10 protein-coding genes are annotated in these 12,667 nt (G+C 57.7%); 4 read left to right on the top strand and 6 right to left on the bottom strand.

All coding sequences use genetic code 11. The features are described 5' to 3' along the window. Positions 1-203: 203 nt before the first annotated feature. Positions 204-842, top strand: a complete 639-nt coding sequence (gene udk / locus HOP44_RS16305) for a uridine kinase (protein ID WP_172255182.1) — start codon at positions 204-206, stop codon at positions 840-842. A 142-nt stretch (positions 843-984) separates the two neighbouring features. Here udk and HOP44_RS16300 read toward each other — a convergent pair whose 3' ends face one another. Beyond that, entirely contained in the window at positions 985-1,341 is a 357-nt protein-coding gene (locus HOP44_RS16300; protein ID WP_172194554.1) for a nucleotide excision repair endonuclease, read from the bottom strand. A 243-nt stretch (positions 1,342-1,584) separates the two neighbouring features. On the opposite strand from HOP44_RS16300, the gene HOP44_RS16295 reads away from it, so the two are divergent. Next, entirely contained in the window at positions 1,585-3,102 is a 1,518-nt protein-coding gene (locus HOP44_RS16295) for a DUF2252 domain-containing protein (protein ID WP_172255180.1), read from the top strand. A 203-nt stretch (positions 3,103-3,305) separates the two neighbouring features. On the opposite strand, the gene ypfJ is transcribed toward HOP44_RS16295, so the two are convergent. From ypfJ to HOP44_RS16280, 3 genes are all read right to left on the bottom strand, one after another. Then, the gene (gene ypfJ / locus HOP44_RS16290) at positions 3,306-4,172 is read right to left on the bottom strand and encodes a KPN_02809 family neutral zinc metallopeptidase (protein ID WP_172255178.1); all 867 of its coding nucleotides are present in this window, start codon (positions 4,170-4,172) and stop codon (positions 3,306-3,308) included. Positions 4,173-4,400: 228 nt separating this feature from the next. Continuing rightward, positions 4,401-5,306: an EcsC family protein gene (locus HOP44_RS16285; protein ID WP_172255176.1), complete on the bottom strand. Its 906-nt coding sequence runs from the start codon at positions 5,304-5,306 to the stop codon at positions 4,401-4,403. Positions 5,307-5,472: 166 nt separating this feature from the next. Then, positions 5,473-7,056 carry a sigma-70 family RNA polymerase sigma factor gene (locus tag HOP44_RS16280; protein WP_172255174.1) on the bottom strand — a complete coding sequence of 528 codons (1,584 nt, stop codon included), beginning with the start codon at positions 7,054-7,056 and terminating at the stop codon, positions 5,473-5,475. A gap of 182 nt (positions 7,057-7,238) precedes the next feature. Here HOP44_RS16280 and HOP44_RS16275 point away from each other — a divergent pair, with 182 nt between their 5' ends. After that, positions 7,239-9,911 (top strand): DUF4084 domain-containing protein, encoded by a 2,673-nt coding sequence (locus HOP44_RS16275; protein ID WP_172255172.1) that lies wholly within the window; start codon positions 7,239-7,241, stop codon positions 9,909-9,911. A 120-nt stretch (positions 9,912-10,031) separates the two neighbouring features. On the opposite strand, the gene HOP44_RS16270 is transcribed toward HOP44_RS16275, so the two are convergent. Together HOP44_RS16270 and HOP44_RS16265 are read right to left on the bottom strand one after the other, a co-directional pair. Further along, positions 10,032-10,577 (bottom strand): GyrI-like domain-containing protein, encoded by a 546-nt coding sequence (locus HOP44_RS16270; RefSeq protein ID WP_172255170.1) that lies wholly within the window; start codon positions 10,575-10,577, stop codon positions 10,032-10,034. A gap of 21 nt (positions 10,578-10,598) precedes the next feature. Further along, the gene (locus HOP44_RS16265; protein ID WP_172255168.1) at positions 10,599-11,648 is read right to left on the bottom strand and encodes a helix-turn-helix transcriptional regulator; all 1,050 of its coding nucleotides are present in this window, start codon (positions 11,646-11,648) and stop codon (positions 10,599-10,601) included. Between the two features lie 391 nt (positions 11,649-12,039). Here HOP44_RS16265 and HOP44_RS16260 point away from each other — a divergent pair, with 391 nt between their 5' ends. Further along, positions 12,040-12,663: a DedA family protein gene (locus HOP44_RS16260; RefSeq protein ID WP_172255166.1), complete on the top strand. Its 624-nt coding sequence runs from the start codon at positions 12,040-12,042 to the stop codon at positions 12,661-12,663. Positions 12,664-12,667: the final 4 nt, after the last annotated feature.

Below are 12,667 nucleotides of genomic sequence, written 5' to 3'. Positions count from 1 at the left end.
TTCCTATTGGAGCGGCGGTTTAGACCGTGCACAATCCATTTTACGGCGGCAGAACGGCATGAAATCGAAAAATTTTAAAAAAGCGGCTGAAAGAGCAGGAGAATCAAACAAAATCGGATGAAAAAAAGACGGCGCTGTGCTACAATACTGGAATTGCAAAACACTGCAATCGGCCATCATCCTAGGGAGGTTTATCGATCGCCATGCTTATAATTGGTATCGCCGGCGGCACCGGTTCCGGTAAAACAACGGTAGCACGCTCCGTCATCGACCGCCTCGGCGCGGGCAAAGTCACGTTCCTGTCACAGGACAATTATTATAAAGACCATCCGGAGCTCAGCTTCGAAGAACGCGGAGCGATCAACTACGATCATCCTTTCGCGTTCGATAACGATCTGATGGTTCAGCACCTGAACGATCTCAAAGAAGGCCGGGCAGCCTATGCCCCGGTATACGACTTCACCCTGCATGCGCGCTCCGCGGACAAGACGGTGGAACTTACGCCGAACAACATTGTGATCATCGAAGGACTGCATGTCCTGTCGGACGAACATCTGCGGGCACTGCTCGATATCAAGGTATTTGTCGATACCGATCCGGACGTACGCATCCTGCGCCGCGTACTGCGCGACATCGAGGATCGGGGACGCAATATCCGCTCGGTGCACGACCAGTACCTAACCACGGTCAAACCGATGCACGAAGCGTTTATCGAACCGTCGAAAAAGTATGCCGATCTGATCATTCCCGAAGGCGGACATAACGAAGTCGGAATCCAGCTGCTGTCGGTGCTGACCGAGAAATATTTGTCGGGCGACCACAAATGGAATCACCATTCGTAAACCGGATTTCCTGCGGGCGTATTCTTTGCCGATCGCCCCAAAGCAAAAAGCTTATCCTCCCGGGAGGATAAGCTTTTTGCTTTGGCCGGAATCGTCTGCACGGCCTGTCCACCAAACCGTTCGGCGAAGCCGGCGGCTTCTCTTACTTGTAGAATACCTTGTCCACGTTGTATTTCGCGCGGCCGGTATTGATCAGATACGTTTCGTAGATTTCGCGTTCCGTCGGGTCCGCCACCAGGCAGACTTCGATACGGCGCACTTCTTCCCGGTGATCCTTCATCGGCGACACTTTGTCTTCGAAATGTTTCTTGATCCGGGGTCTGAGCTTGCGGGCTTTGCCGACGAACAGAAGCTCGTCGTTTGCGCCGTAGAACATAAAGATGCCCGCTTCTTCGCGCGTAATCAGATGGAAATCGGTAAAGCCGTAAATATGGCTGAGCTGCGGATCCGTCTGTTTCTCGATCACGACGTCCGGCTTCGGTACGGTAATTTGAATCATGCTGTTCACGTCCTCTTATTCGAATGGTACGGGAGTCTGCCGGCTGCGCCAAGCGGCGTCCGGCGCTGCCCATCCTACCACAGATTTCACCCGCGCGCCACGAAAAATAAACAAAAGGGGCGCAACCATCGTGTTCTTCGCCTCGTATGCTTCTGCATACAGGAATCGGCAGCACCGGGGAAGAATGGATACCGCTTGAGCGGAACACGCCGCCGCATTTACTTACCGAAGGAGTGAAGATCCATGTCCACGATCAATGCAAGCATTACCGAAGGCGTTTTGCGTACGCGCAAAAAACTTCGCCAGGATACGCTGATTTCGATTTTCGAAGAATTTGACGGAGAACGGATGGGACTCGATGACGGCAAACGAGCGGAAAAATACCGCAAAATGGCGTTAAGCCCGTTTTCTTTTTACCGGGGGAGCGCCTATTTGTTCTACTTCGACGTTACGCGCCAATACTTCCCGTACCATACGCCCAAAGAGCGGCCTACCTGGGTCCAGGGCGATCTTCATTTCGAGAACTTCGGCGCATTCCAGAGCGAGAGCGGCCGGATCGTCTACGACGTAAACGACTTTGACGAAGGGTATGTAGGTTCTTATCTGTACGATGTGCTGCGCATGTCGGTGAGCATCGTGCTTGTCGGACGCCAGCTCGGCTACTCCCCGGAAGAGCAGGTAAACGCGGCGGCCCACTACATCCGTTCCTATTACAAACAAATAGACAAGTTCGCTTCCCGCAAAGACGATCCGGCCGATTTCGTTGTCGATTCCGACTGCGCCAAAGGAGCGGTCCGCAAACTGCTGCGCAAACTCGAGAAGCGCCAGCAGGGGCATTTTCTTGAGAAAGTGACGGCGCGGATGCAGAGCGGACGGGCCTTCCTCGAAAACGCGGAGCTGGTCGAGCCGGCCGCGGAAGACCGCGAGCAGCTGGAGAAAGCCTGGTCTTTTTATATGGATACCCTGCTGTGCCGCCGTTCCGGCGATGAGCATTACCAGATCAAAGACATTGCCGTGAAGCACGGTTCCGGAACTGCTTCGATCGGTTTGGACCGCTTCTATGTGCTGATCGAAGGCGGTTCCGCGGAAGCGACAGGCGACCGCGATTCCGATGACACCGTGCTTGAAGTAAAAGAAGTGCGTGTGCCGGTCCCCGCTTATTTCATGCCTTATTCCGAGTCGTTCTGGGAAACGTTCGTACACCAGGGCAAACGGGTTACCGCGACCCAGCAGGCGATGCACCACGAAGCCGATCCGTATCTGGGCTTCATGACGATCGACGGACGCCATTTCTATGTGCGCGAACGTTCGCCTTACAAGAAACGCCTGAAACTCGAAGATTTGAAAACAACCGAAGATATGGACCGCGTTCTGACGCTCATGGGACGACTGACCGCCAAAATGCACGCCCGCGCCGATCTGGATGTCAGTCTCGGCATTCTGCCTTACCACAGCGAAAAAGAAATTGCCCAAGCGATGGGAGACGACCCGGAATCGTTCGCCAAGCACATCTCCCAATTCGCTTACGCTTACGCCGATGTGGTGGAGCGCGACTACGCCCTGTTTACGGAATGGACCGCGCAGCGGTTTGCGGATCTGCCGACAAATGCCGCTTCGGGCCTTCCTCCGGAAGAGCCGGCCGTGGAAGACGGAGTGACCGTGGAACCTTCTGCGGACCGCACGACAAGCGATGACGGAGCCTGCAACGCCGGAACTTCCGATGCTTCCGCCTCCGGAAACAAGGGGACGGACACCCCTTAACAGGCCGGACGGCGGCCCGAAGCCCTTCTGTCGCAACATAAAGTCGGAGTTCGGACAGTTTGAAGGCGGACAGTTTGGTTGCAGACTATCCGTATGAATATAAAAGAACCCCGAAGCCGCAGATGTACGGCTTCGGGGTTCTTTTTGCGAAGAAGACTTGGCGTTCTTTGTCCAAACTGCCAGTCAAAAACAGGTTCATTCGTCTACAGGCTGCCGCCGAACGTGTCTCCGCCTTCGATCGTCCCGTTCTGGAATCCTTTATAGAACCAGCTCTTGCGCTGCTCCGACGTTCCGTGCGTAAAGCTGTCGGGCACCACATAGCCGCGGGACTGCAGTTGGATACTGTCGTCGCCGACCGCACTCGCGGCCGTCAGCGCTTCGTCCAGATCCCCTTGTTCCAGCAGATTCTGTCCCTGCTCGTAATGCGCCCAGACTCCCGCGTAATAATCGGCCTGCAGCTCAAGCTTCACGGAATATTTGTTGTACTCTTTCTCGCTGAGTTTCCGGCGCAGATTGTCGACTTTGCCGCTGGTTCCGAGCAGATTCTGTACGTGGTGTCCGACTTCGTGCGCCACTACGTAGGCCATGGCGAAATCGCCCGGAGCGTTGAACTGCCGGTTCAATTCGTCGTAGAAATCAAGATCGATATACAGCTTCTCGTCGCCCGGACAATAGAAAGGTCCCACTGCCGAATTGGCCGTTCCGCATGCCGACTGCACGCTGTCCGTGAACAGAACAAGCTTCGGATTGCGGTAGGTCATCCCGTTCTTGCGAAAGACCTCGCCCCAGACCTGTTCCGTATCGGCCAGCACCACCGACACGAAATCCGCCCGTTCTTCTTCTTCGGCCGTTCCCCGGTAGCTGTTGTTCTCCGTTTGCGTCTGCGACGTCTCCGTCGTGGAGCCTCCGTTCAACAGGCTGCCCGGATCGCCTCCCATCAGCATGATGATAATGACGATCACGATTCCGCCGATTCCGAGGCCTCCGCCCACTTTCATCGCGCCTCCGCCGCCGCTCTGCCCGCGCCGGTCTTCGACGTTGCGGCTCGCTTTTCTGCCTTTCCACTCCATGGCTGTTCCTCCTTGATGACGGTGCGGCGCGGGATGTGCCTTCATTCCGGCCGCTCCGAATAATCCGCGGAGCCGTCCGCGCGTGCAATCCCTATAGGGATTGCGCCGTTCCCGTCCCCGCTCTCTTTCTCACCATTAACCCCCAGAGCGGCAGGCCAAGCGATCCGCGGAGAAAATCGGCATTCAAAAACCTGCGGGAACAAAACCTGGCGGGCGCCTGATATCCCGTCACTCCTCCGAATGTTTCAAAGCGTCCAGACGTTCCAAGGCCCGGCGTTTGCGGTACAGCATAACGGCCGCTTCGGACACGTCGCCCAGCGTCTGGCGATTGGCGAAAGCACCGAAGACGATCCCCGCCACAGGCACGGCCTGCAGCAGTTTTTTCCATCCCCAGCTGTCCCGATAAGTCGTGACCACTTCCCGCCAGCCCTGGATTTTGGACATGGCGGTTACGGAAGAAGGCAGTTTGCCGTCTTCGCCCGCTTTGAGATTCAGTTCGTTCAGTACCGCCTGCTTGCCCACGATGTCGGAGGAAGCGAACTGCAGAACCTTCACGGCGAAGACCCGTTCGATCTTCTCGTTGGCATCGTATCCGTAGCAGAGACCGATTTCCTGAATAACTTTGAGCGACAACCCAAGCACCGCGGGAATATCGGCAGCCAGCGTGAACACGCCTCCCAAACCGGTAGTCGCTCCCTGCGCCGTCGCCAGGTTCCGGCTCTCCGCGCTCAGTCTGGCCGAAGCCGTATCCATCACGGACAGCGGATGCGGCCCGCTGCCGGGCAGTCCCCGCTTGAGCGCGATTGTCTCCAGCATCCCCGTTACGCGCTTTCTGGCGATCAGATATTTGCCGCCGTTCTGGACATAGTTTCCCATCTCGTCGAGCAGACTGCCGATCTTCCGATGAATAAATTTGGGCGTGACTTTGTCGAGCAGCTTGAACGGCAGTTGGGTAATGCGGTCCCAGATCGGCAGCTTGCGCTGGCTCTTCATCCACTTCTCCGCTTCGGCCAGCGCGGCGCGCAGTTCCTCTTGGGTATCGGGCACCGTTCCCGGACGCGTTCCTTCCTGCCTGGCTTCTTGCGCGCCTTCCGCGCCGCTGTCTGTACGGATCTCCTCCGGTTCGTGTGTCATGCGGTTTCCTCCCTGGTCTCGTCTATCTTTCTTTAAACTACCCTTTATACGCGGTCCAGAAAAGAAGGATGCGAAAAATCCCTGCCGGCGCAGAACCGGCAGGGCGAACAGAAGCGGGATTATACCGCCCGCGGCTTCTTCGGGCGCAGCCGAAAAGGCGCTTGGGTCAAAGCGGCCGGGGCCGGTCCGTGCCCGGCAGGACCCGCCGCGCGGATGCGTCCCAGCGCGGCGGACTGCCGCCGGAGAGCCGCAGGCCTCCGGCCCATTCGGGAAAGGCCGGCGCGCCCGCGGGCGCGGCCTCTCCCGCAAGGATGCGCCGTCCAAGCTCCGACGGCGCGAAGGTCCGGTTCCCGAAGTCCGGCTGCGGACGGCCGAACTTCGGGAACGATCCGGATCCGCTGACCGCAAGCAGCGGATAAGGCCCGGCGGCCATCCGCTCCAGATGCCGCCAGAATTCCAGGTCGCCCATGCCCAGGGCGACCAGCTTGTCCGCCGAGCGCCGCAGCAGCTCGGCGGGAGACGCCGCGCCCGCGGCGGCCTCTTCGAGCACCGTGCGCTCGATACGGCCCAGGCCGTCTTCGGCCGAGGGCAGACGCGACAGATGCGCTTCAAAAGCGGCATGGGCAAACGGCAGCGCCGACGTGTCCGACTCCAGAAAACGGACATGCTCCTGCGGATCGGGCGAGCTGTAGGCCGCCCACAGCCGCGCAGCGAGTTCGAACTGCTCCGGGCCGACCGGCTGCCAGGTTCCGGAGAGCGTCTTGAGCTGCTCCGCCCGCAGCTGTCCCAGTCCGCGGAAGATTTCGATTCCCGGGAATTCGCCGATACAGAGCAGGCTCACGCGCGCGGTGCCGGTTTGCATCCGGCCGATCCGCTCGAGCAGCAGGGCCAGCATCGTCTGGTCGAACAGGTCGTGCTCGAACCAGAGCACGACTTCCTCGTAATTCGCGAGTTCCCGCAGCTTCCGCTCCTGCTCCGCGCAGCCTCCAAGCAGCGTCTGCCGGGGAATGCCCAGCTCCCTCTCCAGATACTCCGCCCGTTCAAAACGGGCCGATGCTTCTTCCATGTCCGGAAAGACCGGCCCAAACGGATACAGCTCTCTCCAGACCTGTACCTCCCCTTCGATTCCCGCTTCGTGCAGCCGATTGGCCGTGTGGTCTCCATTGACAATATGCAGCATTCGTTTGCCTCCTTCGTGCAGATCCCGGAACGCCGCGGAGAAGTCCGACACGTGCAGCGCGGATCTTAGGCGCGAGCGGGCGTCGAACAGTCTTTTTTTGAGCGCCGATTCCGACACGCCCAGAAAATCCGACACTTCCCGGACCCGGCAGCCTTCGAAATAGAACAGCCTCACGGCAAGGCGCTGGTGTTCCGGCAGTTCGGCGATCGATTCGTACAGGCGCCGCTTGAGCTCCCGGCGGTGTGCAAGTTCTTCCGTGCCGGCGCTGACGTCGGCCGGTTCTTCTCCTATCTCCGCGGCCGGCAGTACGGGGAATCTTTTGCGCCGAACCAGCCGAATCGCCCTGCGTCTGACAATCGTGCGCAGCCAGCCGGGAAAAGCGGCCGCCTGCTCGAGACGATCCAATCCGGCAAACGCTTCGATAAAGGCTTCCTGAACCGCGTCCTCCGCAAGCTGCGCGTCCCCGAGCTGTTCGTAAGCGGCGGCATACGCCATCCTTTCGAATCGGCGGAACAGCCATTCGCAGCTTTCGGCATCTCCTTTTCTCGCTTTTTCGATCCACTCTTGCATCGTTTTGTCCTCCTTCCGCCTGTTCCTGCCTTACAGTGCCGTCTGCTGCTGGTTCGGTTACCGGTTATTGCTCCTTATAAGAATATTTTTCTAATATTTCTTTTTTTCATTCCGATGAAGATAGAGATAGACTATTATGATTATAGACCTAAAGAACTATATATAAAAAAGAGGGAACCCCTATGCGTACTCCTGCCAAATCTGCCTTCGCGCTTCTTTTTGTTCTGTTTTTTACGCTTTGTTACTACACATGGATCAGCGTATGGAGCCATGACGACAATATCGCGACCTGGGGAGGAAATCTCCTGTCGATCGCCGGAAGCCTGATTGCCGCTTTCTGGCTGGCCGGTGCGGCCAAACGTACCCTCGGGGAAAAAAAGGTCTTCTGGGCCTTTCTGTCCGCCGGATGCTTCAATTATTTTACCGCCGAGTTGATCTGGCTCTACGACGAAAAGGTTCTGGGGATCGACCCGCCTTCCCCGGGCTGGACCGATCTGTTCTACATTCTTCAGGTCATCTGCTATCTGACGGCTTTCGTTTATCCTTTCGTCCGGCTGAAGAAAAGCTACGGCGCGTTCAAGCTGGTCTTCGATATCCTGATTGTCATGACCGTTGCCGCGACGTTCAGCTGGCATTATCTGATCGGCCCGGTTCTCCACGAAGGCGAGGTCTCCCGGCTGACGGTGATCGTCAATCTGGCGTATCCCATTACCGACCTGGCGCTGCTGTTCGGAGCGATCAGTCTCTACTGGGGCGCCCGCCAGATTTTTTCGAGAAAGCTGATCCTATTTATCTTTCTGGGTCTGATGACGCAGGCGGTTACCGACTCGTTCTTCTTGTACATGTTGTCCGTGGGAGCTTACGATTCCGGGAGCGTCGTCGATCCGTTCTTCATTCTCAGCCTGCTGCTGGTCGGCTACGCAGGCTTTGTACAGCGCTCCGAAACCGTCGGCGCAGCGGTTGAAGAAGAAGAGGAACCCGGCGTAGAACGCCTTGACCTTGTGCGGGTCATTCTGCCTTATCTCAACGTGTTGATTCTGTTCTTCTTTATGATTTCGGGTTCCGCCGGAATCGATGCCTTCACGATCGGAACCGGCATTTCGATTCTGCTGGTGATCGTGCGGCAGCTGCTAACCATTCTGGAGAACCACAAACTGCTGCTCAGCGTATACCGCAAAACGGAAGAACTGGAGCTCAGCGAAGAACGCTACAAATCGCTGTTCGAATATCATCCCGATGCGGTCTACTCCCTGGATCCCCATGGAAACTTCGACAGCGCGAACGCGGCCTGCGCGGATCTGCTGGACTGCGAACGCGGGGAACTGCTGGGCAGATCCCATATCGATTTCATATACAACGACGGTTCGCATCAGTTGGAAAACTATATGGAGCCTGTCCGCTCGGGACGGTCGCAGCGCTACGAAGGGGAAATCCGCAGCCTCACCGGACGGATCAGTACGATCAGCGTCACGCATATTCCGATTCGCGTCCGCAATCGGGTCGTAGGCATCTTCGGAATCGGCCGGGACATCACAGAAAACAAACGCAATGAAGCCCGGATCCGCTACCTCGCTTACCATGATGCGCTGACGGGCCTCGCCAACCGCGCCTCGTTCGACGCCCAACTGAAAGACACGATCCGGCAGGCCGGCGAATCGGGCGAGACCTTCGCCGTCGTCTTTATCGATCTTGACCGCTTCAAGAATGTCAACGATACGCTGGGGCACGATGTCGGAGACAGTTTGCTGATCTCCGTCGCGCAGCGGCTGAGGCTGTGTATCGGCGAAGCCGATATGGTCGCGCGGCAGGGCGGCGACGAATTCACGCTGATCCTGCGCAATGTCGACGGCCGGGAAGGCGCGCGCGCGGCGGCCCAGCGGCTTCTGGAAGCGCTGAGTCCTCCCCATCCGCTGGTCGGGCAGGAGATCGTCGCTCTCCCCAGCATCGGATTGTCCGTTTATCCGATCGACGACGATACGGCGGTTGGCTTGATGAAGAAAGCGGATATTGCGCTGTATCAGGTCAAATACGGCGGCCGGGGGCATCACCGGATGTACTGCGAGACCGATCCGAGCGCTTCGCGAAAGTTCCTGCTCGAGAAAGACCTCGGGCGGGCGCTGGAGGAAGACCAACTCTTCCTGCATTACCAGCCGCAGATCGATTCCGCCTCCAAGCAGTTGAACGGGGTCGAGGCGCTTATCCGCTGGAATCACCCGGAACTCGGTCTGGTACCGCCGATCGAATTCATTCCGATTGCGGAAGAAAGCGGACAGATTCTGTCGATCGGACATTGGGTATTGAGAGAAGCCTGCCTGCAGGCCAAGCGCTGGAGCGATGCCGGATCGCCGATCAAGGTCGGAGTCAATCTCTCGCCGAGGCAGCTGCACAGCCCGGACCTTGTCGATCAGGTACGGGGCGTCCTTGAAGAAACCGGTCTTAATCCGGAACTGCTCGACCTGGAAATTACGGAATCTTCCGCGCTTGAGCATCCCAAGCTGGTTCTGGGCAGGCTGAATGCCCTCAAACAGCTGGGCCTGACGATTTCGATCGACGATTTCGGCACCGGTTATTCCTCTTTGTCCTATCTGGAGAATTTCCCGATCGACAAGCTCAAGATCGCGCGGCAGTTCACCAGCAAGTTGGAAAAGCGCCAGGTCAACCGAAAGATCGTTTCCCATATCATCGACCTGGCCCGGACACTTGAGATGAGCGTGATTGCCGAAGGGGTCGAAAGCGAGAACCAGGCCGAGATTCTGCGCTCGATCGAATGCGTCGAGATGCAGGGCTTCCTGTTCGGACGGCCGGTTCCGGCCGAAGAAATCTGGCCGATGCTGAAAGCGGCCACGGATCTGTAATTTCGGGCCGCTGCCCGCTGAAGGCCGGCTGCGCCTGCAAGCGAGCCGCCCAAGACCGATTTTGCGGATACAAAGAAGCCTCTGCCGCAATCGGCAGAGGCTTCTTTGTATCCGGTTTGTTCAGCGAACCGCAATATAGATCAGGATTTCTACCGCTTCCGGGTCGAAATTCCGCGTATCGTAAACCTCGAAATCGCCGGTATACGCCCGCTGCTCGGACGACTGGGCATAATAGGCCCAGATTTCGCCCCAGGCTTCCGCTGCCACTTCGCCCATCGGCCCTCTGCGGGTCCTAAAGATCCGATACCGGCTGCCGGGCACCCGCACCTCAAGAAGTTCGGATTCTCCCTGCCCGGTATAAATCTCCGAAACGCCGGAGCCGTCGGCGGCCGACTCATGGCCGACGACTACCGTGTACGCACCGGAAGCGTCGCTCTCGTAATCGGTATACAGCGCGTAGATCAGATGCGGATCGCGCACGCCTTTTTCCCCCGCAAGGGAGCTGTTCATGTAAGCCTGCCATAATGCCGGTATGCGGCCGCCGCCGCCTAGCTCGGCTGCATTGGTCGTACGAACGGCAAAACCTTTCAGTACAAAAGATTCCCTAGGGATATAAAGGTCGGGCGTCGATCCTTCGGTCTGTAACGAACGTTGAACGGGTTCCATGGACGATCTTCCTCTCATGAATCAGTTTCCGTCAGTATAAGCGCCCAATACGGACATCTCCCTGTCCATATTCATGTCGGGGCTTTCCGAGATTTTGCCGTCCGTACGGTTTGAACTGCCCGCTTGTTCACAATCGCCCGCATAAGCCGCAGCGATGCGCAGAGCGCGCCGTACCAGCTCGCTCCTCACCGCCGGCGGCGATTCGACCGTCATCCGGTCGCCGTAGCTGAGCAGCATCCCGTAGAACCGTTCGTTCGGCGCGAATGTTCCAACCACCCGTACACTGCCGTCAGCTAGCGCCTCGATCCGGGCCGCGTCGAATTCGTCGCTGACGCGCAGCCGCACTTCGGAACGAAACCGCAGCGATACGTCCACGCGGGGAGTCCGGTCCCAGTCGTCGTTCCATCCGTAGCCGTCGATCGGCGGCGCGGATCGGGGGATGAAGGATTCTCCCGTACGCCGTACTTCCAGCATCCGCGATAGACGAAAGATCCGGAATTCTTCGCGCAGCAGACAGTAAGCCTGCAAATACCAGACGTTTCCTTTCATCAGCAGCACGGCCGGTTCCAGCAGACGCACGCTTTCTCCCCCGTTCATGTTCAAATAACGGATCTCTACCCGCATCGCTTCCCGGGCCGCCGTCCGCAGCAGATCGACCCGCCCGCGAACGAAGTCGGTGGAGCACCAAGGATTGAAGTCGAAGACGACGCCCGTCCCGCCCTGAGCCGGATCGCTTCCGTTTGCGTTGCCCAACAGTGCCTGCACCTTCTCCGTCAGATCCGAGAACATCCGATCGTCCAATACGGTTGCGGCTCCTTTGACTGCCGTCCGCAGCGCTTCGATCTCGCCTGCACTTAGCATCTGCCGTCCAATCGTATACCGCTCCATCATTTCGAAGCCGCCGCTTGTTCCTTGATGCGAAACGATCGGAATGCCGGCACGGCACAGCGTCTCGATATCCCGGTATACGGTCTTTGTGGACACTTCGAATCTCTCCGCCAATTCTCCCGCGCTGATTCGTCTGCGGTTCAGCAGCAGAATCGTGATCGCCAGCAGCCGGTCGATCTTCATCGTGATCGCCTCCTTTTCGGTTAAACAGCCGTTTGCCGCTTCTTTCTTCCCATTTTACGGCAAATTCAAGGTCGCGTACAAACGATAATACGGAGATTCTTTTTACAGCCGCGTGGAACGGAAGCGAAGCGGGTAAGAACAGGAAAAAGACAGCCTTTTCGCCAAACTTGCAACCGCCTTCCTTCATCCTTTAAGATCAGGTGGAGGACATCGCGGCGGGTACCGGGCCCCCTGCCCTCAAGCGGACTCTCGTACGCAAAATTGAAAATATCTATTCTTTTCTGAAAATATATCGATATTTACATATTGAATCGAGAAGACGAACATGGACGCCAACGCCTGCAAGACCGGGAGCCGGACTCCCGTCCAAATCAGAAACGAGGTGAGCAACATGGAGAATTGGATTACGAATTTTATGAACGAATGGGGTTACTTCGGCATCTTCCTGCTGATTGCCCTGGAAAATATTTTCCCGCCGATTCCGTCGGAAGTCATTCTGACTTTCGGTGGCTTTATGACGACGCAGACCGATATGCATATCGTGGGAGTGGTCATCGCTTCCACGCTCGGCTCCGTCGTAGGCGCGCTCGCGCTGTATGCGGTCGGGGCTATCATGAAGCAGGATCGCATGGAGCGGCTGATCGAGAAGCGCGGCAAATGGCTGCGCCTCAAAAAAGAAGACGTGGGCAAAGCCTACGGCTGGTTCGACCGTTTCGGCAAATGGGCCGTATTTCTGTGCCGCCTCGTCCCGCTTGTCCGCAGCCTGATCTCGATCCCGGCCGGCAGCGTGCGCATGAATCCGGCTTCGTTTCTTCTGCTGACGACCCTGGGCTCCCTGCTGTGGAACACGGTACTGACGTTTATCGGCAGCGCGGTGGGCGAATCGTGGGAGAGCGCAGCCGGTCAAATGGACGTCTTCTCCAATGTGGTGTATGTGATTATCGGACTGCTCGTCGTGACGGGCGCCATTCTCTTTTTCCGCAAAAGAAGCCGGGACGTGAAAAGCGGTTCGTAAACGC

It is taken from the genome of Saccharibacillus deserti (genome assembly GCF_013618475.1).
Taxonomy (GTDB): domain Bacteria; phylum Bacillota; class Bacilli; order Paenibacillales; family Paenibacillaceae; genus Saccharibacillus; species Saccharibacillus deserti.
This window is presented reverse-complemented; position numbering and strand designations above follow the sequence as displayed.